The organism is Fimbriimonadia bacterium, assembly GCA_039961735.1.
Lineage (GTDB): Bacteria > Armatimonadota > Fimbriimonadia > Fimbriimonadales > JABRVX01 > JABRVX01.
The window spans coordinates 38,689-60,835 of record JABRVX010000048.1; the positions used below are offsets into that span (position 1 = coordinate 38,689).

16 protein-coding genes are annotated in these 22,147 nt (G+C 61.6%); 8 read left to right on the forward strand and 8 right to left on the reverse strand.

Annotated features, from left to right (window positions below; translation table 11 throughout):
• Nucleotides 1–4: 4 nt before the first annotated feature.
• Both coaE and rpsA read right to left on the reverse strand, forming a co-directional pair.
• Nucleotides 5–679 (reverse strand): dephospho-CoA kinase, encoded by a 675-nt coding sequence (coaE, locus tag HRF45_11405; protein MEP0767134.1) that lies wholly within the window; start codon nt 677–679, stop codon nt 5–7.
• Between the two features lie 22 nt (nt 680–701).
• Entirely contained in the window at nt 702–2,222 is a 1,521-nt protein-coding gene (gene rpsA / locus HRF45_11410) for a 30S ribosomal protein S1 (GenBank protein ID MEP0767135.1), read from the reverse strand.
• A gap of 178 nt (nt 2,223–2,400) precedes the next feature.
• On the opposite strand from rpsA, the gene HRF45_11415 reads away from it, so the two are divergent.
• On the forward strand, nt 2,401–3,714 hold the full coding sequence (locus HRF45_11415; protein ID MEP0767136.1) for a thymidine phosphorylase: 1,314 nt from the start codon (nt 2,401–2,403) through the stop codon (nt 3,712–3,714).
• A gap of 69 nt (nt 3,715–3,783) precedes the next feature.
• On the opposite strand, the gene HRF45_11420 is transcribed toward HRF45_11415, so the two are convergent.
• Nucleotides 3,784–4,143 (reverse strand): cupin domain-containing protein, encoded by a 360-nt coding sequence (locus HRF45_11420; protein ID MEP0767137.1) that lies wholly within the window; start codon nt 4,141–4,143, stop codon nt 3,784–3,786.
• Nucleotides 4,144–4,227: 84 nt separating this feature from the next.
• On the opposite strand from HRF45_11420, the gene HRF45_11425 reads away from it, so the two are divergent.
• Nucleotides 4,228–4,545: a (2Fe-2S)-binding protein gene (locus tag HRF45_11425; GenBank protein ID MEP0767138.1), complete on the forward strand. Its 318-nt coding sequence runs from the start codon at nt 4,228–4,230 to the stop codon at nt 4,543–4,545.
• 13 nt (nt 4,546–4,558) lie between these two features.
• Here HRF45_11425 and HRF45_11430 read toward each other — a convergent pair whose 3' ends face one another.
• Nucleotides 4,559–5,332 (reverse strand): PspA/IM30 family protein, encoded by a 774-nt coding sequence (locus HRF45_11430; protein MEP0767139.1) that lies wholly within the window; start codon nt 5,330–5,332, stop codon nt 4,559–4,561.
• A gap of 198 nt (nt 5,333–5,530) precedes the next feature.
• Here HRF45_11430 and HRF45_11435 point away from each other — a divergent pair, with 198 nt between their 5' ends.
• Entirely contained in the window at nt 5,531–6,229 is a 699-nt protein-coding gene (locus tag HRF45_11435) for a class I SAM-dependent methyltransferase (GenBank protein MEP0767140.1), read from the forward strand.
• Here HRF45_11435 and HRF45_11440 read toward each other — a convergent pair.
• Entirely contained in the window at nt 6,213–6,626 is a 414-nt protein-coding gene (locus HRF45_11440) for a hypothetical protein (protein ID MEP0767141.1), read from the reverse strand. The genes HRF45_11435 and HRF45_11440 overlap by 17 nt on opposite strands.
• 138 nt (nt 6,627–6,764) lie before the next feature.
• Between HRF45_11440 and HRF45_11445 the strand changes: the two genes are divergently transcribed.
• The gene (locus HRF45_11445; protein ID MEP0767142.1) at nt 6,765–8,447 is read left to right on the forward strand and encodes a carboxypeptidase; all 1,683 of its coding nucleotides are present in this window, start codon (nt 6,765–6,767) and stop codon (nt 8,445–8,447) included.
• Here the strand turns inward: HRF45_11445 and acnA are convergent.
• The gene (gene acnA / locus HRF45_11450) at nt 8,427–11,102 is read right to left on the reverse strand and encodes an aconitate hydratase AcnA (GenBank protein ID MEP0767143.1); all 2,676 of its coding nucleotides are present in this window, start codon (nt 11,100–11,102) and stop codon (nt 8,427–8,429) included. The two genes, HRF45_11445 and acnA, sit on opposite strands and share 21 nt — an antisense overlap.
• Before the next feature lie 92 nt (nt 11,103–11,194).
• Here acnA and HRF45_11455 point away from each other — a divergent pair, with 92 nt between their 5' ends.
• From HRF45_11455 to HRF45_11470, 4 genes are all read left to right on the forward strand, one after another.
• A complete protein-coding gene (locus HRF45_11455) occupies nt 11,195–12,574 on the forward strand; it encodes a tryptophanase (GenBank protein ID MEP0767144.1) in 1,380 nt (459 codons plus the stop codon).
• Nucleotides 12,575–12,962: 388 nt separating this feature from the next.
• On the forward strand, nt 12,963–15,845 hold the full coding sequence (locus HRF45_11460; protein ID MEP0767145.1) for an Ig-like domain repeat protein: 2,883 nt from the start codon (nt 12,963–12,965) through the stop codon (nt 15,843–15,845).
• Nucleotides 15,846–16,127: 282 nt separating this feature from the next.
• Nucleotides 16,128–19,070, forward strand: a complete 2,943-nt coding sequence (locus HRF45_11465) for a hypothetical protein (protein ID MEP0767146.1) — start codon at nt 16,128–16,130, stop codon at nt 19,068–19,070.
• A 142-nt stretch (nt 19,071–19,212) separates the two neighbouring features.
• Entirely contained in the window at nt 19,213–19,830 is a 618-nt protein-coding gene (locus tag HRF45_11470) for a superoxide dismutase (protein MEP0767147.1), read from the forward strand.
• A 295-nt stretch (nt 19,831–20,125) separates the two neighbouring features.
• Here the strand turns inward: HRF45_11470 and HRF45_11475 are convergent, their stop codons facing one another.
• A complete protein-coding gene (locus tag HRF45_11475) occupies nt 20,126–21,556 on the reverse strand; it encodes an ammonia-forming cytochrome c nitrite reductase subunit c552 (GenBank protein MEP0767148.1) in 1,431 nt (476 codons plus the stop codon).
• Between the two features lie 2 nt (nt 21,557–21,558).
• Nucleotides 21,559–22,143: a cytochrome c nitrite reductase small subunit gene (gene nrfH, locus HRF45_11480; GenBank protein MEP0767149.1), complete on the reverse strand. Its 585-nt coding sequence runs from the start codon at nt 22,141–22,143 to the stop codon at nt 21,559–21,561.
• Nucleotides 22,144–22,147 lie beyond the last annotated feature (4 nt).

Sequence of the window (22,147 nt, forward strand, 5' to 3'; positions counted from 1 at the left end):
CATCCTAAGCATGGACGCGCGACGTTCTCCGCAGGTTCGCCAGAATCGCCTCCACGCGCTTTCGAACCTTTTCCGGCGGGCGATTCGTCATCACGACGAAATGCGCATGCGGCCTTCTCTCCGCGTCAGAGATCTGTGCCGAGAGTATTCGCCGAGCCAGCCTCTCATCTCCTTCCCAGCGGGCAACCAATCTCCTCATTTGTTCCCGTCGCCCGCACCGACAGAGGATCACACGGTGGAACTCGCCTTGGAGGCCGGCCTCGATGAGCAGTGGGATCTCGAAGCAGTGGACGTCGCCTGGGGTCTGCGCCGACAGATCTCCAAGCCGAGCCATGATGGGCCGGTGCAGCAGCGCTTCGACCTTCCGCCGAAGCGAGTCGTCTTCGAAAATGCGTCGGGCGATGAATCGCCGGTTCAGCGCACCGTCGGGCAGCGTAGCCCCGGGTCCAACGGCTTCAGCCACTGCTTTCGCGAGCGAGGTGCCTGGTCGGGTGAGTTCGCGAGCCACCTCGTCGGCACTGAACGTGGGGACCCCGAGCTCGGCGAAGTAGCTGAGGACGGTGGACTTTCCGGCGCAGGCGCCCCCGGTAATCGCCACGTGCAACGGGCCGGGAGGCCGGGAAACGACAGCGCCGCTTCGCGAACGCGAAGCGGCGCCAGAGTTCGTTCTTTGCAGCACCCGGCGGAACGTCCTAGTCTCGCTAGGATTGCGTTTCATCCGGAGCAGCGGCGTCTTCGGCTGAGGCCTCGGCAGGCACTTCCACAGGCTCCGGGTCACTCGCGGGCTCTTCTGCCACAGGAGGCTCGGGAGCGACAGGTTCTTCGGCAGCCGGCTCCGGAACACTCTCCGTCTGAGATGCTGCCTCGGGGGCAGGTGCTTCCTCAGTGGAATGTTCCGCCTTGGCTACAGCAGTTTCCTCCGACTTCCTCGTGAGCATCTCTTTCAGTGCGCCAACGCGCTCGCCGATGGTCGCCCCGCCCTTGTGGCTCGAACGTCCGTGTCGTTCCACCGCCTCCCGCTCGATATGGCGCTCCAGAGCCCGGAGGCTCACTACCATACGCCGCTCTGGGGCGCGAATGTCCATCACCTGACACTGAATCGTCTGTCCCTCGGTGACGACCTCCGACGGGCGGGAGACCCGCCTGTGCGCCATTTCGCTGACCGGCAGCCACGCCTCCACACCCTCTTCGAGTTTGACGAACGCTCCCGACTGAACGAGGCGCGACACGGGCACTTCGATGACCTGCCCGACCTTGTACTTGTCAGCTACGATGCTCCAAGGATCGGGCTGAACTTGGCGGTAGCCGAGGGAGATTTTGCCGATCTCCTGATCCAGACGAAGGATCTTGACCTTGATCTCGTCGCCTTCCTTCAGAACCTCGGACGGGTGGTTGATGCGAGTCCAGGACATCTCGCTCACGTGCAACAGACCATCCACGCCGCCGATATCCACGAACGCACCGTAATCTACGATACGCCGAACCACGCCGTCCACCACTTCGCCTACGCGTAAAGAGCCGAAGATGCGATGTTTTGCCTCTTCGCGCCGCTCCTCCTCGGCCAATCGGTTCGACAGAACAACCTTGCGTCGCTCTCGGTCGATTTCGAGAATGCGAAGCGGGAGGCTCTGGCCGACGAAGCGCTCGATGTTCCGAAGCTTGCCGTTTCCCACGTGGGTCGCCGGGACGAAACCACGGACCCCGATGTCTACGACGAGGCCGCCCTTCACTCGCTCTGTGACCAGTGCAGTAATGATCTCTTGGCGCTCATAGCAGCGCTCGATCTTGGCCCACCAATCCTCGAAATCCGCCCTCTTCTTCGAGAGAACCGGGTTGCCGTCGGCTCCCTCGGGGTTCAGGACGACTACCGAGATCTCGTCGCCCAAGTTCACTACACCCTCAGCCGTGGTGAGTGGCTCGGCACTCAGTTCGGCAAGGGGAATGATGCCCTCCGTCTTCCCTCCCATGTCCACGAAAACGCGGTCGGGTTCGACGTGGACGACGGTGCCACGGAGCAACTGCCCGCGAGAGAGGCGGCGGAAAGACTGGTCGTACTCCCGCCTCAAGGTATCGTCTTGGAGAGCCTCTTCCATCGAGGCGGGCTCCTCCTCGCCGTTGGAGATGCCGACGGTCGGCTCGGGCTGAGAAGATTCGGCTACGGTCGGCATGTCGTCGCCTGGCGTGGCGGTCGGAATGCCAGGCTCAAGTTCCTCGTCAATCATCACTGGTCACGCTCCAAAATCGCACGAAGGACTCGGCAAAACGGGTCCCGCGCGCCTCGTCGCACACGGCATGGCATTATTGCACATTTGTGGTCGTCTTGCACCCGCGAATCCCGCCAACCAACGAGCAATTCGGATCGCACCCTCAGTGATGACGCGGTGATACACTTTGCCGACCATGCGCATTCAGGACATCATCGCCGCCAAGCGCGACGGCAGAACGAATACGCCGGCAGATCTCCAGGATCTCGTCGGCGGCTACGTTGCCGGTCGCGTTGCCGACTATCAGGTCAGCGCGTGGCTGATGGCGGCGTACTTGCGGGGGCTCTCCCCCGAGGAAACACTGGCCCTAACCCATATCATGGCCGAAAGCGGGACCCAACTCGACCTCTCGGCCCTACCCCCGCCGCACGTGGACAAGCACTCGACGGGTGGAGTGGGTGACAAGACCACTTTGGTGGTCGTGCCACTTCTTGCGGCTTGCGGGTGCACGGTGGTCAAGATGTCGGGGCGAGGGCTCGGCATCACGGGCGGCACGGTGGACAAGTTGGAGAGCATCCCGGGCTTCCGAACTGCACTGGAGCCGGAGGAGATGCTGAAGGTAGCCGGCGCGTGCGGCTGCTGCCTCGCAGGCCAGACCCAGCGTCTCGCTCCCGCTGACCGCCTGTTGTACTCGCTGAGAGACGCGACAGCAACGGTGGGCAATATTTCGCTCATCACCGCGAGCATCATGTCGAAGAAGCTGGCTGCCGGGGCCGAGGTGTTGCTCTTAGACGTGAAGTGCGGAAGCGGTGCATTCATGCAGAGCCTGGAGGACGCCCGAGCACTGGCCAAGTCGCTCCTGGAAGTAGGCAGAGCGGCGGGCAAGCGAGTGGTGGCGCTCATCTCCGACATGCAGGCGCCGCTCGGCCACGCAGTCGGCAACGCGCTCGAGGTGATCGAAGCCATTCGCACTCTACGAGGCGAGGGGCCGGCGCGATTCCAGGACTTCTGCCTTGCGCTAGCTGCAGAAGCGCTGGTTGCTGCGAGCATTGCCGAGCATGACCAGCAGGGATACCTTCTGGCGAAGACGCGGCTTGGCGATGGCTCCGCTCTCGACCGATTCCGCGCCCTTGTCGAGTTACAGGGAGGCGATCCCTGCATCTGCGACGAGCCAGGAACCCTAATGGAGGGTCTGGCCGGCGTTACGGTGACTGCCCAGAGCAGCGGATACGTGTCAGGGATTGACGCCGGAGAGGTGGGCAGGGCCGTGGTCGAACTGGGCGCGGGGAGGCAACGGAAGGAGGATCCGATTGACCCGCAAGTCGGGGTTGTGATGAAGATCGAAGTGGGAGACCGCGTCGAGCGAGGAACGCCCATAGCCACTGTGTACGCTCGCGACCGCGAGGCCTCAGAACGGGCCGCAGCGACCGTGTCGCAGGCGGTCCGGCTGAACGAGGAGCCGGTTGCGGCAAAGCCCGTGATTCTCGAGCGAACAATGTCGGACGGCTGACAGCGCAGTCCCGGGTCTGCACGACCCAAACTGCCGGTGGCGTGCGGCGCGTTAGGCCGGCGCGGCAGTTCAAACCTCTTCGTCGTGTGCCCGCCAACCCGGGTCAACGATGCACAGGAACTCGAGATCTGTCTCCCCCTCATTGGAGAGCCACTGAGTTACACCGGGCGGGACCAGGACGGTGTCTCCTGCCGTTACCCACGCCTCTTCTCCGCCAACGTGCATCCGGCCCTGACCGAGCAAGAAGTAGTACACCTCGGACGACTCCCGCAGTCGGTGCGGCAGACTCTTCGCGCCGACCGGAAGGCTCGCCCATGCCAAGCTGTAGCCAAGCGGCAGACCCTCATTAGGGCCGTGCAGCATCTCGCGAAGCCGTGTGTGGTCTCCCGCCAAGATCTCGGTCCGCTCGGACAGACGCCTTATTTCCAAATGGGCTCACCTCCAGGACCCAGTGTAGCCTGCCACTGCCAGCCGGCGGAAGGTACGATGCGCGAACGAAGGAGGTCACATCGGGTGCCAAAGTTGCGAATCGAAGGGGTCGGTGAGTTCGAAGTCGAGTTAGGCAAGAAGCTGGTGCTGGCTATTGAGGACTCGGGGGTAGACATCTCGCATCGCTGTGGCGGCAAAGCACGCTGCACCACGTGTCGCGTGCGCTTTCACAGCCCAGAGCCGCCGATGGGCGAAGTCGAGCGACAATGCCTCGAAGAGGACGGGGTGCTCGGGGAGTTTCGCCTGTCGTGCCAGAGCCGAGTCACGGACGACATGCACGTAGAAGTATTGATGCGCGCAAGCGAGCAAGGCTGGGAGCCTGGCCCGCGGCCGGAAGACTAGGTCCCGCTAGCCTCTAGTCCTGCTGCGCGGGCGGCTGGGAGCCGAGCCTCTGCTCCAGCTCGGCCAGTTCTGCTTCTACATCCTGCACGGACGAGGGTATCTGCTGCGTCGTCGGCGCGGGACCCGCCAAGCCCATCCGCTGCTCTAGTTCCTGCAGCTCTTTCTCAGCGACGGCGTCCATCGTCTGATCTTCGAGTTGCAACATCTTGCCCTGCAGGCTGGATGCCATCATTTCTTGTCGCGCTGCGGCTTCTGACTCGGCATGGCGGATTTTTTCTGCGGCGACGCTCCAGTCTTGCTCCGTGGTCTCGAAGGTGAGGCTTTCCATGGCCTTGTTGATCTCTTTGGTGATCTGGGCCTGTTTCCATCGAGCCTTCAATGCCAGCATCTCGGCGTACTTGGCTTTGACCTGCTCCTCCTGACGCCGCATCGCCACTTTGATCGCTTCGACGGTCTCGGTCGCCTGCGCGAGCGATGCCTTCAGACCCTCGAGCGTCTGCTCCAGATGCGCCTTTTCTCGCAAAAGCTGCCGCGCGAGATCGCGGTTCCCCTGTCGTAGCGCCTGCTCCGCGTTGGCCTGCAGAGCGGCGATGCGCCTGGTGTGGTCATCCACCAGGTGCTGCAGGTTGTTCTTTTGCGTGATGGCCTGTATCGCTCGCTCTCGGTTCGAAGCGAGGTTCTCACGCATTTCCCGACGGGCCTGGTCGAGTAGGATCTCGGGGTCCTCCAACCGGTCCATCGTTCGATTGAAAAGTGCTTTGATGTAGTTCCAGAGACGACGAAACATTCGCTAGCCTCCACACCCGAGGCACCTCCGGGCGGCGTCGGGCAGGTTTCGAGTGCAAGTTTGGCACATATTGTCCGGCCTCGGGGCGGTGTGTGGGAGATCCTCCGCGAATCGATCTCGGGGTGGGCTTCGGTACAATCCAACCGTATGTCCACGCACGCGTCATTCACCCGGATAGCCCCCCACTACGATATTCTGATGCGGGGTGTACCCTATCGCATGTGGATCAGCTACTTCGAGCTGCTGTGCGAGATGGTTGACCACAAGCCGAAGAAGGTGCTCGATGCGTGCTGCGGGACGGGCACCGTGTGCCGCATGCTGGCGGCGAAGGGGCTAAGCGTCACGGGGGTTGACAAGTCCCTGCAGATGATCCGGACCGCAAAAGAGAAGGCCGAGACGAGCGGACAGGACATCGCCTTCTTCGCCCAGGACCTCGCCGAGATGGACCTGCCCGAGACCTTCGACACGGCGCTCAGCTTCTTCGACAGCCTGAACTACATCACCGACCCGGAGAGGCTGAGAGCGGCGTTGCACCGCATAGCCGCTCACCTGGAGCCGGATGGCCTGCTCGTATTCGATCTGAACACCGAGTACGCCTTCGTCAGCAAGCTGTTCGACCAAGAAGTTATGACCAAGGGGGCGCCAGTCCGCTACAAGTGGCGCAGCAGCTATGACGAAGAGACGAAGCTGTGCACCGTGCGGATGGAGTTCTGGACGGATGACCCCCCCGATAGCTTCGTAGAAGTTCACGTGCAACGCGCACACTCGACCCAGGAAATTCGATCCTGGCTGAAGGAGGCCGGGTTCGCAGACATTCGCGCCTACCACAGCTACTCGCTGGAGCGTCCCAGGCCCACCAGCGATCGGGTGCACTACATAGCTAAGCGTATACGCTGAGAACCTGTCTCATGGCAGATGCCACTTGTCCGTCGGGAATCGGCTCCGGCTCGCCCTGCGCCAGCGAACGGAGGGCCTCTGCGCCCGTGAGATCGCCGCGGGAGACGCGCTCGAGTACTTCGTGAGCCTCTTCCCTACTCGCCGTCAGCGATAACCCGTTGACCTTGAGAAGGCACAGGGCTGCCACGAGCGCTGTGACTTCGTTGCCCTCGTCGAAGGGCTTTCGGCGGAGCAGCCCCTCGAAGAAGCGTCCTGCATCGCGATAGACCTCGGGCTCCAGCTTGTATGCGTACTGGTAGCCGATGCACTCTTCGAGGTCCATGACCCGAAACCCCACGACTCGCTTCAACAACTGGGAGTTGATCCAGAGAAGGTCCTGATTGGTCAGATACTTCACGAGTCCCTACCTGCAGCCTCATCCATGACACCCGCAAAGTACCCGTGAGGACCATCGGCACGCAAGTTAGCGGCAGGACGGTCGGCGGCTAGGACGAATCGCACTACGGCTCGCTCAATGCGAGAAGGAGGACCGAACATGGCTGCGCTGCGCTTCGACCGCTACTATCGCTACGCCGACATCACCCGCTTCCTGAAGCAGTTCTCCCAACAGCGCCCGGACATCTTTCGGTACGAATCGATCGGTAAGAGCTATGAGGGCAGGGACATCTGGCTCTGCACGATAACGCGCTTCAAGACCGGGCCGGATACGGAGAAGCCCGCGATGTGGGTGGACGGAAACATTCACGCATCCGAGGTGTCGGCCTCATCGGCGTGCCTCTACCTCATCCACAAGCTGCTCACGGAAGACCCAAAAAACGAGGGCATTCGGTCGCTGCTGGACACGCGTGTCTTCTACGTGTGCCCACGGCTGAACCCAGACGGTGCGGAGTGGGCTCTGGCCGACAAGCCGAAGATCATTCGCTCCAGCACCCGCCCATGGCCGTACGACGAGGACCCCATCGAAGGGCTGATTCGAGAGGACATGGACGGCGATGGGCGCATGCTGCAGATGCGAATCCCCGATCCGAACGGTTCGTGGAAGCCGCATCCCGACCACCCGAAGCTGCTGGTGCCGCGCGCGCCGGACGAGACGGGGGGCACCTACTATCGTCTTCTCCCCGAAGGCAGAATCGAGAACTACGACGGGTTCCTGATTCCCATGGCTCGGACCAAAGAGGGCCTAGACCTCAACCGGAACTACCCCATCGGCTGGCGGTTGGAGGGCGAACAGCACGGAGCTGGCCCCTTCCCTACTTCGGAGCCGGAGATTCGGGCACAGGTGGACTTCATCTGCAAACATCCTAACATCACGGGCGCCGTTTGCTTTCACACCTTCAGCGGTGTACTACTGCGGCCACCGAGTCGGTTCGCCGAGGACGAGTTGCCCGCTGAAGACGTGTGGAACTACAAGACTATTGGCGCGAAGGGTACGGAAATCACGGGCTATCCGGCGATCTCCGTCTATCACGAGTTCCGCTACCACCCCAAAGAGATCATCACGGGTGTGTTCGATGACTGGATGTATGAACATCGTGGCGTGCATGCCTGGACTGTGGAGATATGGAGCCCACAGCGGCAAGCCGGAATAGGCGAGTACAAATACATAGACTGGTACCGCGAGCACCCTGTGGAAGACGACGTCAAGATGCTGGAGTGGTCCGAGAAGGTGCTAAAGGGCAAAGGCTACATCGAGTGGTACCCTTACGAACACCCGCAGTTAGGCAAGGTGGAGCTCGGTGGGTGGGATGTAGCCTATTGCTGGAGGAATCCACCGCCCCACATGCTGGAAAAGGAGATCGCCCCGTTCGCCGACTGGCTGATGTTCCATCTGAGAATCGCACCGAAGCTCGAGATCATCTCGAGCAGCGCCAAGGCGATTGGCCAAGGTGCATATCGCGTCGAACTGGTACTGCAAAACACGGGCTGGCTGCCCACCTACGTAACCAAGAAGGCTCTGAACAACAAGCTGTCAAGGCCCATCGTGACCGAGATCGAATTGCCACGCGGAGCCACGCTGGAAACGGGCAAGCTTCGCGAGGAGCATGCTCAGCTCGAGGGTCGGTGTTATCGGGGTGCGGCCGGCGTGTGGTCTGCAGACAGTACCGACGATAGGCTGCGACTCGTGTGGACGATTCGTGCCCCGCGCGGCGGTACCGTGAAGATCACCGCGCGCCACGAACGCGCCGGCACAGTGCGCTCAACCTTGCGACTGCAGTAGCGAACGAACCACGAACTGCAAAATGCCGCCGTGGCGGTAGTAATCGAGCTCGCGCGGCGTGTCGATTCTCGCCTCGACATCGAACCGTTGCCAACGGGTACCTTCCTGCGCTACCACCTGCAGTCTTCGCCCGCCGGCGAACCCGGAGGCGACAGCGTCAGACAGCCCGAGCACATCGAAGTGCTCCGTGCCTGTCAGCCCTAGGCTCTCGGCGCTCTCGCCCGGCAGGAATTGCAGCGGGATGATGCCCATGCCGATCAGATTGGAACGATGAATCCGCTCGAAGCTCTCCGCTATGACCGCCCTAACGCCTTGTAGATACGGCCCCTTTGCCGCCCAGTCGCGACTGGAGCCGGAACCGTACTCCTTGCCCGCTAGCACGATGAGGGATGTTCCGTCCTGCTGGTAGCGGACGGCCGCATCGTAGATGCTCATCACATCGCCGGTTGGCAGATAGGTGGTAACACCCCCCTCAGCCCCAGGGGTCAGCTTGTTCCGAATCCGCACATTCGCAAACGTCCCGCGCACCATCACCTCGTGATTGCCGCGGCGCGACCCATAGGAGTTGAAGTCCTGCCATTCGACTCCGTGTTCTAGCAGGTAACGTCCCGCAGGCGAGTCCTTCTTGATGCTGCCTGCAGGGGATATGTGATCCGTTGTGATGCTATCACCCAGATACGCTAAGACGCGCGCGCCTCGGATGTCGTCGACCGTCTCTGGGGCATCCACGGGCATACCATCGAAGTACGGCGGCCGGCGCACGTAGGTGGAGTCCGGCTGCCACTGGAATCGCTCGGCAGGTGTTATGTTTATCGACTCCCAGTTCTCATCGCCTCGAAACACATCCTTGTAGTTGTTTTCGAACATCTCGGAGCCGATGCAGTGCTCGACGGCTGAAGCAATTTCGGCGTTCGATGGCCACAGGTCTCTAAGGTATACCGGCACTCCCGACGCATCGAGCGTCAGTGGCTCGGTAGTGAGATCGATATCGATGCGACCGGCGATGGCATACGCCACCACGAGCGGCGGTGACATGAGATAGTTAGCCCGCACTTCGGAGTGAACCCTACCCTCGAAGTTGCGATTGCCCGAGAGCACGGCGCACACTACCAGGCCATTCTCCTCGATCTCTCGTGACACTTCTTCGGGCAGTGGTCCCGAGTTGCCAATGCACGTGGTGCACCCGTAGCCGACCGTATGAAACCCCAGCTGCTCCAGGTAGGGAGTAAGGCCGGCACGTTCTAGATAGGTAGTGACCACCCTAGAGCCGGGGGCGAGAGAGGTCTTGACCCATGGCCTGCGTGTCAGGCCGCGCTGCACTGCCTTCTTAGCGAGGAGCCCAGCCGCCAACATGACGGCTGGATTCGATGTATTCGTGCAGCTAGTAATCGCCGCTATCACCACGTTCCCGTGCTTTAGGGTCCCCTTGCCCGCGTGCTCCCTCCCGTTCGGTCCTCGTAGGTCGGGCAGTGCCTTCGAGAAGGAATGGGCGACACGGCTGAGCGGTACGCGATCCTGTGGCCTTCGAGGTCCAGCCACACTGCTCTCCACTTTGGAGAGGTCCAGTTCGAGCACGGCGGTGAACTCGGGCTCAGGGGTGCCTCGCTCTCGGAAGAGTCCCTGCTCTTTGGCGTAGCCCTCGATCCTGCTGACGAAATCCGGCGGGCGACCGGTCTGGCGCAGGTACCGCAGCGTCTCGTCATCCACGGGGAACATGGCACACGTGGCACCGTATTCTGGACACATGTTGCTGATGGTAGCCCGGTCGGCAACCGGAAGAGACTCCAGTCCGGCGCCGAAGAACTCCACGAACTTCCCTACCACCCCGTGGGTGCGAAGCATCTGTGTTACCGTCAAAACCAAGTCGGTAGCGGTAACACCTTCCGGCAAAACTCCAGTGACTCGCACGCCTACCACTTGCGGGACAAGGATGGAGACGGGTTGTCCGAGCATAGCAGCCTCCGCCTCTATGCCTCCTACGCCCCAACCTAACACTCCCAAGCCATTGATCATCGTAGTATGCGAGTCGGTGCCCACTAGCGTATCCGGGTAAGCCAGTTTTTCACCGTCTTCGTCCTGGACGAACACCACTCGCGCGAGGTACTCCAGGTTCACCTGATGCACTATGCCCGTGTTAGGGGGCACCACACGGAAGTTGCGGAATGCGCTCTGCCCCCACTTCAGAAAGGCGTAGCGCTCACTGTTCCTCTCGAACTCCTTCGCGACATTCAGACGGTTGGCCTCGGGGGTGCCGAATGCATCTACTTGCACGGAGTGGTCCACCACCAGCTCCACAGGCTGCTGTGGATTGACGCGACTCGCGTCCCCGCCCATCTCGGCAACCGCATCACGCATCGCGGCCAGGTCCACCAGGCAAGGAACGCCGGTGAAATCCTGCAGTACGACCCGGGCCGGCGAAAACGCGATCTCCTGCGAGGGCTCCGCGGTGGGATCCCAATTCGCCAAGGCCATCACGTGCTCGGGCGTGACGGTCACGCCGTCCTCGCGACGCAGCAGATTCTCCAGCAGCACGCGCAGCGAATAAGGCAGCCTGGCGAGCCGAAGGCCTTGCCGCTCGAGCACGTCGAGACGATAGATGGTAAAGGAGTCGTCGCCGAGCCGCACCGAAGCCCGGGCACCGAAGCTGTTGTTCATGAGCATCCCCCGATGAGCCGTGATCCGACCCTAGTCTACCTTCGGGCGTCCTGGCGACAGGAGTGACTCTGCCCACGGGGAACCCAGAGAATATGCGCACGGTTATCGAGCCCTTTCGCATCAAGAGCGTGGAGCCGATCCGCTTCACGACCAGAGAGGAACGCGAAGGCCTGCTGCGTCAGGCACACTACAACCCCTTCCTGCTTCACGCCGACGACGTGATGTTCGACCTGCTGACAGACAGCGGGACGGCCGCCATGTCCTCGGCACAGTGGGCTGCGATCATGCAGGGCGACGAGAGCTATGCCGGTAGCCGTAGCTTCTACCGCTTCGAGGAAGTGGTAAAGGGCATCACCGGATTGAAGCACGTGATCCCCACGCACCAAGGACGCGCCGCGGAGAGAATTCTCTTCTCGCTGGTAGCGGGCGAGGGCCTGGTGATCCCCAGCAACAACCACTTCGACACCACGCGCGCGAACATCGAGCACACCGGCGCCGAGGCGCTCGACCTGGTCATCCCCGAGGGCAAGGACCCCGCCTCGATGCACCCGTTCAAGGGGAATGTGGACTTGAACAAGCTGGAGGACTTGATCAAGGAGCTGGGCAGGGACGGCATTCCGCTAGGCATGGTTACCGTCACCAACAACGCGGGCGGGGGCCAGCCGGTCTCGATGGAGAACATTCGCGAGATGTCCCGCCTGCTGCACGAGAACGGCATTCCGTTCTTCCTCGATGCTTGTCGTTTCGCCGAGAACGCATACTTCATCAAGATGCGTGAGCCGGGCTATGAGGACAAAAGCCCGAGAGAGATCGCACGCGAGATGTTCTCGTACTGCGACGGCGCCACGATGAGCTGTAAGAAGGACGGGCTGTGCAACATCGGCGGATTCTTGGCGCTGAACAGTGACGGCTTGGCGCAGCGGGCGAGGACCAATCTCATCCTCACCGAGGGCTTTCCGACTTACGGGGGGCTCGCGGGGCGAGACCTCGAGGCGATGGCAGTCGGTCTGACCGAGGTGCTGGACCCACACTACCTGGAATACCGCATGGCGAGCACGCGCTACTTCACGCGCAAGCTGAATGAAGAGGGCGTCGCAACCGTCCAGCCGCCGGGGGGACATGCAGCCTACATAGACGCACGAGCGTTCCTGCCCCACGTGCCCATCGAGCAGTATCCGGGCCAAGCCCTCGTCTGCGCGCTGTACCTGGTCGGAGGCATCCGGGGAGTGGAGATCGGAAGCGTGATGTTCGGCAAGCACACGGCGTCGGGAGAGACCTTTGCCGACATGGACCTGGTGCGCCTCGCTGTGCCTAGAAGAGTGTATACGCAAAGTCACGTAGATTACATGGCGGAGGTGATTCTGGAGGCATTCGAGCAACGAGAGGACGTACACGGGTATCGGATCACGCATCAAGCGCCGACATTGCGGCACTTCACAGCACATTTCGAACCGCTAAGTAATGCGGGCTAGATAGTGCGGTTTCCCACGAAACAAGACCCGTTATGTCCCGTTTCGGCGGGAATCATGCTAGAATGCGCAAAGAGGGCAAGGGCGCAACAGTGGTCTTCTGAATGCGCTTTTCTGACTGCACAACGTGAACCTTACGACAGTTGCGACGCGGCTCGCCCCCCAAAGATCGCGGACGCGACTGGAATAGCGGCCGCAACCTCCCCCCCGGTTGCGGCTCGCTCTATTTGCGCCGTAAGACTAAGGAACCTCGTCCACAGGACTCATGTTAATAGGACTGTCTGCCCTGACCCCTCTGATGTGGAATGGTTCGATGGCGACTCGGGCGCCCCGGGGCAAGCCGAGTTGCGAGGGGGCCCTGGATGATTGTGAGGAATCTAGGAGGTACTGCATGCTCGTTCGTCTCTCTCGCTTAGCTCTGCACTCCCTAGTGCTGATTCCGACTGTCATGTCGGCGGGGTCGGCGCTCGGGCAGTCGGAGTTCGATGGCCGAGACCCTGTGGCCACCGTTACGGTAACGCCACCCTCCGTCGTGGAGGACGAAATGGACGTCTACAACCGGATGATGCTTCGTCCCTTCGAGCTGACCTGGTCATGGCGTCCGCTGAAGCAGGATAACACCGAACCGCCCAAGATCAAGCCGGGCAAGGTGTGGAACTTCGACATCATCCAACGGAGCGGGGCCGACGTGGGTCTCGCGGATATCGGTTGGGATAGCGTCTCGTCAGGATCTGTGTGGCCACCCGACCCCATTTTGGCCGTCGGACCGAATCACGTGCTCGTAGCTACCAACGCCGGCTTTCGAATCTACAACAAATCAGGGAGCCAAACCTACTCCTCGTCGTTCGGAACCTTCTTCAGCGGGCTTGCCGGGTTCACGTTCACGTCGGACCCGCGTGTTATTTATGACCATGACAGCGGTCGGTGGTTCCTGCTGATTCTGGGTCTCAACAACAGCTACTACTCGTGGTACCTATTGGCAGTATCGGATGACAGCGATCCGAACGGCACGTGGAAGAAGTACGCAATCGACTCGACGGTCAACGGCGGAACTGCCACCAACAACATGTCGGATTATCCCGGCATGGGGGTGAGCCAGGATGCGCTCTACATCACCGCCAACATGTTCAATCGCAGCACGTGGGCCTACCAGTACGTCAAGTTGCGGGTGATCCCCAAGCAACAGCTCCTGGACTTTGCCAGCAGTATTACCTACAGCGATCTGTGGAGCATCACGAACGCAGACGGAAGCACCGCATTCACGATCCAGCCCGCTCAGCACTGGGGCACGCCACAGGCGCCTTTCCTCGCGGACGTGCAGGGTACCAATCGGGTCAATATCTTTGGCGTAAACAATCCGCTCGGCACCCCGTCGCTAACGAAGAAGAACGCCACCGTGACATCGTTCTCCGCCCCTCCCTCCGCGGTTCAACAGGGTGGTACGGTACGACTCGATACGATCGACACTCGAACTTACAACTCGGTTTGGCGCAACAACTCGATCTACTTCGCGCACACGATTGGGCAGAGTAGCGTGGCTGCCTGCCGTTGGTACCAGCTGAACACGTCCAACTGGCCGACGTCGGTGAGTGTCACGACGAGCGGTACCGTGATCACGGCCGGTGTGTATCAGTGGTTCCCGTCGGTTGCGGTCAATCAGGACGACACGCTGTTCATGGGGTTCTGTCGGGCGTCGAGTAATGAGTATGCCTCCATCTACTATGCCTACCGCCTGGCATCCGACCCGCCCGGTCAAATGACGGTGCCGACGGTCATCAAGGCGGGCGCCCGCTACTACACCGGCGAGGGTGGTAGTCCTGTGCGATGGGGAGACTACACCGGTACCGTGGTCGACCCGCAGGATGATCGCACCTTCTGGCACTTCAATGAGTACCCGCACGCAACCTCGGGCAGCACCTGGCGCACATGGGTTCAGCAGGTTACGCTGACACCACCCGGAGACCCCACCACACTGCTGGTGTTGAATGCCGGGGGCCAAATCGGTGCCACCGTCACGCTGAGCGCAACGTTGACGCGAGACTCGGACGGTGCGCCGCTCTCGGGGAAGACTGTCAGCTTCAAGGTCGCCTCCAATTCCGTCGGCTCAGGAACTACGAACGGAAGCGGTGTGGCGACTGTGAACTACACGATTCCGCCGAGCCTGGGCACGGGCGTGAAGACGATCCAAGCAGACTTCGCGGGCGACGGCACCTATGCAGCATCCACGGGCAGTGGAAACTTGACGGTTACGAAGGCGAGCTCCGTCGTAGAGGCCTACGATGCCTCCGGACCGCTCGGACAGAGTATCAACCTGAGCGCCAAACTGACCCGCGCTACGGACGGCGCTCTCCTCGAAGGGCAGAGCCTGACATTCAAGGTAGACAGTGTGAACGTCGGCACGGCGACAACGGGCTCGAACGGCATCGGCACCGTCGCCTACACACCGCAGGAGGGCGGCGGAGTCGGAGCCAAGACGATCACGGTGGAGTTCGACGGCGACTCACTGCATGACCCATCGAGCGACACAGCAACTTTGACCGTTCAGAAGGCCAACACTTCGGTAACACCGCAGAATGCCAGCGGCACGAGCGGCCAACCCGTGACGCTCACCGCCACCCTTCGCCGCACGACGGACAATCTCCCGCTCGTCGGTCGGACCGTTTCGTTCGATGTCGGCGGCTACTCTGCAGGCTCGGCGGTCACGGCCTTCGGTGGCGTTGCGACGGTCAACTGGGTCATCCCGGCGGAACTCGGCACAGGTGCAAAAACGATCACTGCCTCCTTCGCGGGCGACAGCTTGTACAACGCCTCGAACGGCACCGCCACACTCGACGTGGCTCCTGGTGGAGCGACTGTCAGCGGCGTGGTCACGCTCGAGCAGTATCTCGGCGGGCCAGGCCAGAGTGCAACGATCCAGTTCCGGGAGATTCCGTCCGGCACCGTGATTCATAGTGCGACCATCGTGCTGGATGGCGCTGGGAACTACTCGACGTCTAATGTGCCGGCGGGCACCTACGACGTGGCGGTCAAGTTCGTGAACTGGCTGCGACAGGTGGTGCCCAACGTCACGGTCTCCGGTTCGACCACGGTGAACTTCTCGCTGTCCAACGGCGATGTCAACGATAGCAACACGGTCGACATCGTTGACCTGAATGCCATTCTGTCGTTCTTCGGGAACGCAGGCGGCACAGGCGACCTGAACTGGGATGGATCCGTGAACCTCGTGGACCTGAACATCGTTCTTTCGAACTTCGGGATGGTCGGGGCCCCGTAAGGGTCTACGGATTACACGTCTGACTGACTGCGGAGGGGCGCCTTCCTGGCGCCCCTCCGGTCCTTGTCGCGCGCGGCCCGCGAACCCGGGAACTGGACAGGCAGGCAATGTGTTGACTCCTAACGCAGAGGGTCCGATTCGGAATGAACCGGCCTTGCCCGCGTGTTCGGGTCTTTGCGGGGGACCGGGTTTGCCGAATTGGTCTTTTGTTCGACTGCGTGCCGAGCCCAGGCACATCGCCAGGGCCAGGGCGCAGATATCTAGGAGTTTGGAGGCGTACCTGTGCTTAGGTTGGCATTAGCCGCGATGGCCGTGGTTCTGGCGCTGTCCGCCGGTGCGGCGGAGAGCAAGCAGGCTGCGACGCAACGGCTTCAGCGCGATTATCCCGCCGTTCGGTTTTTCACATCGGAGGGCAAGCTTAGCCGTGTCTACGGCACCAAGATGTCCGCGTTCGGCACCCCGGAGCGGTCGGCCGACGCGTTCTTGAGAGCCTATAGCGACGCATTCGGAGTTCCCAGCAGCAATCTCGTGTTCGAGGCCGAGCACGAGTTGATGCAGGGCAAGTTCACGGTGCTTCACTATCGGCAGTTCTGCAACGGTCTCGAAGTGGACCGGGCCTACCTCACTGTGTTGGTGAAGAACGAGCCCGGCTACCCAGTGGTCTTGGCTTCCGCCAACGTGTACGACATCACCAATGTGGCCCTAACACCCATCCGGATCGGTGTCCAGGACGCGATGGCCCGCTGGGCCCGCTGGTACCCCGATTTCACTTTCAGCCAGCCGGAGTTCATCGTGTATGCACAAGACGGTAAGGCGACCTACGCCTACCGCTTCACTGGCAGCAATGGCAATCCGGATGATCCCGAAGCTTACGAGTTCATCGTAGACGCATCGAAGCCTGATGCTCCTTTGCTCCGCATGGAGGACCGAATCCTGTACGTGGACGTCACCGGTCAGGTGCTAGGCTATGCGACGCCCGGAGTTAAGCCGGACCGCACGGACAACCCACCGACCATCCAGCCGATCCGGGACATCTGGGTTCGCTTGACGGGCGGTAACGCCGCGTATACAGACGCGAGCGGCAACTACGTGATCCCGCACGGCGGCAGCTCGGACGTCACGTTGAGCACCTCGGTCGGTGGTTCGGGTGCGACGCAGGCCGGCCGCTGGGTTAGGCTCACCACTGCTGCAGGCTCGATTCTGTCCCTCTCGCAGACAGTGACGCCCCCAGGACCGGGCAACTTCCTGTACAACCCCACACCGTCGGAGTACTTGACGGCGCAGATGAACGGGTTCATCTGGACGACGAACATTCACAACTTCGTTAAGCAGCACGTACCTACCTATCCCGGAGTCGACGTGCAGCTTCCGTGCAACGTGAACCTGAACAACACTTGCAACGCGTACTACGATTACAGTTCGATCAACTTCTATCGAGCGGGCGGCGGGTGCCCCAACACCGCGTACTCGTCCGTCATCGCTCACGAGTACGGTCACCACATCGTGTACAGCGGGCACACCAGCGCAACCGGTGATTACCATGAGGGCATGGCAGACGTGTCTTCGGCGTTCCTCCTGCAGGACCCGTGCCTCGGTTACGGCTTTCTGGGAGGCAACGCGTGTCTACGCAACTGCTACAACACGGTGAATTACCCGTGCTCGGGAGAAGCGCACCTCTGCGGGCAGGTCCTCTCCGGCGCTTTCTGGTTGACCCGTGACCAGTTGATGGTCACCGAGCCCGTCGAGTACCACAACATCATCAGCGCACTTTGGCTGAACTCGATTCTGCTCCGCCCGCCATCGGTCAACCCAGGCATCACGATTGACGTGCTGACGCTGGACGACGATAACGGCGACATCGCAGACGGCACGCCGCACTACAACGAGATCGCGACGGGCTTCGGAGCGAAGAACCTCACGGCTCCGCCTCTCTCGCTGTTGAAGTTCACTTTCCCGGACGGGCAGCCCGAGACCGTAAGCCCGGCGGGGGGCACTACAATGCGGGTCGTGGTGAGCGCGCTGTCCAAGCAGCCACAGCCCGGAACCGGCAAGCTGCACTACAGCACCGGTGGCGGCTACACCGAGATCGCGATGAACGAGGTCTCGCCGAACGTCTACGACGCAGTGTTCCCGGCCATACCTTGCGGGACGACCATCAACTACTATGTCTCTGCAAGGACGACGGAAAACGCGCTCGTCACTTCGCCTAGCAACGCTCCGACCAGCACCTACAAGACGATAAGTGCTGGCAGCCTTGTCACCGTGTTCAGCGACAACTTCAACACGAACCAAGGCTGGACGGTGCAGAACAGCTCGGGTCTGACCGCCGGAGCTTGGCAGCGGGCCATCCCGAACGGCGGCGGCACGCGTGGCGACCCGCCGACCGACTATGACGGATCCGGCTACTGCTACGTCACACAGAACGGACCCGGCGACACCGACGTGGACGGCGGCACCACATACCTGATCTCGCCGACGTTCGACCTGAGCGGCGGCGACGCGATTATCAGCTATGCCCGCTGGTACTCGAACAACTTCGGGAACGACCCGTACAACGACGTGTTCATCGTGTCCGTTTCGAACAACAACGGCGCGTCGTGGGTCACCGCCGAGGTGGTCGGCCCCACTGGACCGCAGGTCGAAGGTGGCTGGTACACCAGCTCGTTCAAGGTCGGCGACTTCGTGACGCCGAACGCGACCGTCAAGGTGCGCTTCGAGGCCGGTGACTTGAACGCAGGATCGGTCATCGAGGCCGGCGTGGATGCGGTCAAGGTGACGCAGATCGGCTGCGAGACTCCGGCATCGCTGTCGGGAACAATCACGCTGAACGGCCTGATCCCGTCGCCTGCGGGCATCAACCTCACCATCGAGTTCCGCAATCCGGGCACGCAGACGGTCGTTGCCTCTTATCCGGTCACGCTGGACGGCTCCGGTGGGTATGCGGTGCCGAGTGTCTTGTCTGGAACGTTCGATATCGCCGTGAAGCACGCCAACTGGCTGCGCCAGGTCCTCGCGTCTCAGAACGTTAGTGGTGCTACGGTGGCTAACTTCTCGCTAATCAACGGCGACGCGAACTACGACAACGCAGTCGACCTGATCGACCTGAACGCCGTTCTCGCTGCGTTCGGGTTGACCGGACAATCCGACGTCAACTGGGACGGCACGGTGGACCTGCTCGACCTGAACATCGTGCTCAATAACTTCGGGTTCGTCGGCGCACCGTAGGCTGCGCCAGAACGGCTAACCAATCCGAGCCCGAGGGCAGACGCCCTCGGGCTCGGCGCTTGCGTGGGACCAGTGCGAACCTCCTCGGGCCCGCGTGCGTTAGCTAGTACAATGACGGAACTTCGAGAGGAGGAGACTGACCATGCCCATCGTTGAGATTGCGGCGAAGCCGCTGCCGGAGAAGATCTACAACACCGAGGCGAACGGCATCTCTCGCCGAACGCACGACGAGCACTACAAACTGTATCAAGGCTACGTGAACAAGACGAACGAGATCCGAAAGGCGCTCGCTGCGCTGGCGGACGAGGACTTCGCTGCGGGGAACCAGGTGTACTCGAAGATCCGGTCGCTGAAGACCGACCTGACGTTCGCGCTAGGCGGCGTGTACAACCACGAGGTGTACTTCGACATCCTCGGAGGCAAGGGGGGCGCTCCGACCGGACGAGTGGCCGAGTTGATCCAGCGCGACTTCGGCTCTTACGAGAACTGGGCGCGGGACCTGAAGGCGACCGGCATGTCTGCGCGCGGCTGGGCGTGGACGGCGGTGAACCACGCCACCGGCGAGTTGTTCAACTATCTGGGTGATGCACAGAACACCTTCCCGGTGTGGGGCGCGACGCCGATCCTGGCGCTGGACACGTATGAGCACGCCTACTACCTCGACTTCGCCGTCGCCCGTGCGGGCTACATTGACGCGTTCCTGAAGTCCATTGACTGGGACGCAGTGAACGCTCGCCTGGCCGCCGCGCCTGGACAGTAGGCACACGGCCCACCGCTCTTCGCGCCCCCGCGTGGTATCTGCGGGGGCGTAGTGGTCTGTCTGTGGTGCCCCCGACGCCATCACGCGGCGCCGAGGCAGACCACCACCCTGTCATCCCGAGTGAAGCGAAGAATGACAGGGTGGTGACGAGCGATTCGGTTCACACCAATGCCGCAACCGACACCCATGGGAAGATCGGCACCAGCGGGAAGCGCGGTCGGGACCACCCACTGCCGCAGTTGCCGACGCCCAGAATCAACATACTCCCACGAGCGCACTACCACAGGCGCTACGCCTAACGCGTGGGTGGTGGTTGGGTGGCGGCTTCCTTCGCCTTCTGGGCATCCACGAACGGCTTGATGTAGGCCTGCGCCTTCTCCTTAGTGGTGATGTCCGGGAGTTGCAGCGGCGCCGGTGCCCCTCGCTTGGCACGCACCAACGTCGTCGCCAATCGGCTCTGCTGCGCCAGGTCGAGCGCCTTCGCCAACACCCGCGCACACTCTTGTGGCGCGTGGAAGCCCATGCCGTTATTGGCTGCCACGTAATCCCAATACATCTGCGCCTTCGAGATCAGCTTGCGCGGCGTCTCCAACTCGGCGTCGGTCGCGCCGAGCCGGATCGCATCGCCGATCTCCAGGTGACCTGCCGTAATCGCCTCTTCGGCACGGGTCAGCATCTCGCGGTTCTTGTCCTGGATGGCAGTAACTCGGCTCCGGACTTCCTGCTCCGACCACTTGTGGCACACTTGACACGAGTTGGCGATGTTGTAGAGCGGGCTGCGCACCTGGTGGTCGGTGAACTTCACGCCGCCCTCGGTCTTGTAGGGCATGTGGCAGTCGGCACACGATACGCCACGGAATGCGTGGATGCCCTGCATGTACACTTCCCAATCGGGGTGCTGCATCTTGATCATCTTCGCACCGCTGATGGCATGCACCCAATCGGTGTGTTGCACTTCGTCGTAGAACTTCTCCATGGCCTCTGCGGTCAGGCCGTGCTTCCAGGGGAATACTAAATAGTTCTCCTTCTTGCCGCGGAAGTAGTACTCCACATGGCACTGTGCGCATACCAAGGAGCGCATCTCTTGATGAGTGGCTTTGGTGATGTCCTTCCCCATCGCTTGGAACGCCTCGCGCAACGCGGGGCGAGAGATACGCAGTGCCATCGTCTTGTTGTCGTGGCAGTCCGCACACCCGATAGGGTTCTTGACCTCTCCCCGCATGGCGAGGAAGTTGCCGGAGTAGAACTTTGCAGGACCCATCTGGGCCATCAGCCTCGGCACGTCGGGGCTCTTGCAGGTGTAGCAGGTCCCGGGGGACTTGTCGGTGATGCGCTTCGTCTGCAGCACGTCGTTCAAGCTGTGGTAGTGCCCTCGTGCCTGCGCGTAGTCCTTAGCGAAGGCATACCCTGCCCACATGATGACCAGCTTGGGGTTATCAGCAAGGTAATCGCGGAAGCCCGAGCCACCGTATTTCGTGTTCTCGTCGGTCTTCTTGGTCAGCTCCCAGGAGTTGTACTCCCGGGGAAAGTTGACTCCCCACTTGGAGTTGTCGGCCTCCCACTCGGCGATGGGCTGGATCATCTGCAAGGCCAGATAACGGGTCTCTGCGCGACGCTCGGTGATCGAGGTGGCGAGCAGGCCGAGGATTACGACCCCCAAAACGCTGCCAAGAAAGACGAACCATCCGAGCCAAGTACTTCGCTTCTTCTCGGGTGTGGCTTCCATAGCTATCTCGAACCTCCGGTCTTCTGGTCTCCGCGAACCCACGGGGGCATGATAGGCCCGGGGCTGGGAACGCTTGCGTTCGGCGTGGACGAAAGGCTGTGCTCTCGTCCGTGGGGGACGTCTCGATGGCACTCCGTGCACTGGCGCGTGAAGTCACTGTGAATGGGCGCGCCGACTGCATCGAGCGTGCGCGCATGGCAACGGATGCAGTTCTGCTGGATAACGGCTTTGGACTCGGGTATCGCATGGATCACCTGCCGCTCCTTCCTGAGCGTGAACAGCAGGCTGTGGCGGAACCCATCCTTCATCTTGAAGTAGTACTTGGCGAGCACGCTGGTGTGCGGAACGTGGCAATCGTTACAATTCGTGACGCGGGCATGGCTCGAGTGTCGCCAGGACGCGTATTGCGGGTTCATGATGTGGCAGTTGACACAAGCCCGAGGGTCGTCGGAGAGATAGGACGCGGCCTCCGAGATTCGCGCAACGTAGATGGCCATACCGATGAAGACGGCGACCGCGCCGAGACTTAGCAGCCTCAGCGGTTTCGGTAGCCCTGCAGCCAGAACCTCATCGAAGAGCTTGAGCATTATG

What these genes read in the sequence shown, in the direction of transcription:
- HRF45_11460 (MEP0767145.1), top strand. Translation starts at nt 12,963, where the DNA reads ATGCTCGTTCGTCTCTCTCGCTTAGCTCTGCACTCCCTAGTGCTGATT.
- HRF45_11470 (MEP0767147.1), top strand. Translation starts at nt 19,213, where the DNA reads ATGCCCATCGTTGAGATTGCGGCGAAGCCGCTGCCGGAGAAGATCTAC.
- HRF45_11415 (MEP0767136.1), top strand. Translation starts at nt 2,401, where the DNA reads ATGCGCATTCAGGACATCATCGCCGCCAAGCGCGACGGCAGAACGAAT.
- acnA (MEP0767143.1), bottom strand. Translation starts at nt 11,102, where the DNA reads ATGAACAACAGCTTCGGTGCCCGGGCTTCGGTGCGGCTCGGCGACGAC.
- nrfH (MEP0767149.1), bottom strand. Translation starts at nt 22,143, where the DNA reads ATGCTCAAGCTCTTCGATGAGGTTCTGGCTGCAGGGCTACCGAAACCG.
- HRF45_11435 (MEP0767140.1), top strand. Translation starts at nt 5,531, where the DNA reads ATGCGGGGTGTACCCTATCGCATGTGGATCAGCTACTTCGAGCTGCTG.
- HRF45_11430 (MEP0767139.1), bottom strand. Translation starts at nt 5,332, where the DNA reads ATGTTTCGTCGTCTCTGGAACTACATCAAAGCACTTTTCAATCGAACG.
- HRF45_11455 (MEP0767144.1), top strand. Translation starts at nt 11,195, where the DNA reads ATGCGCACGGTTATCGAGCCCTTTCGCATCAAGAGCGTGGAGCCGATC.
- HRF45_11475 (MEP0767148.1), bottom strand. Translation starts at nt 21,556, where the DNA reads ATGGAAGCCACACCCGAGAAGAAGCGAAGTACTTGGCTCGGATGGTTC.
- rpsA (MEP0767135.1), bottom strand. Translation starts at nt 2,222, where the DNA reads ATGATTGACGAGGAACTTGAGCCTGGCATTCCGACCGCCACGCCAGGC.
- HRF45_11445 (MEP0767142.1), top strand. Translation starts at nt 6,765, where the DNA reads ATGGCTGCGCTGCGCTTCGACCGCTACTATCGCTACGCCGACATCACC.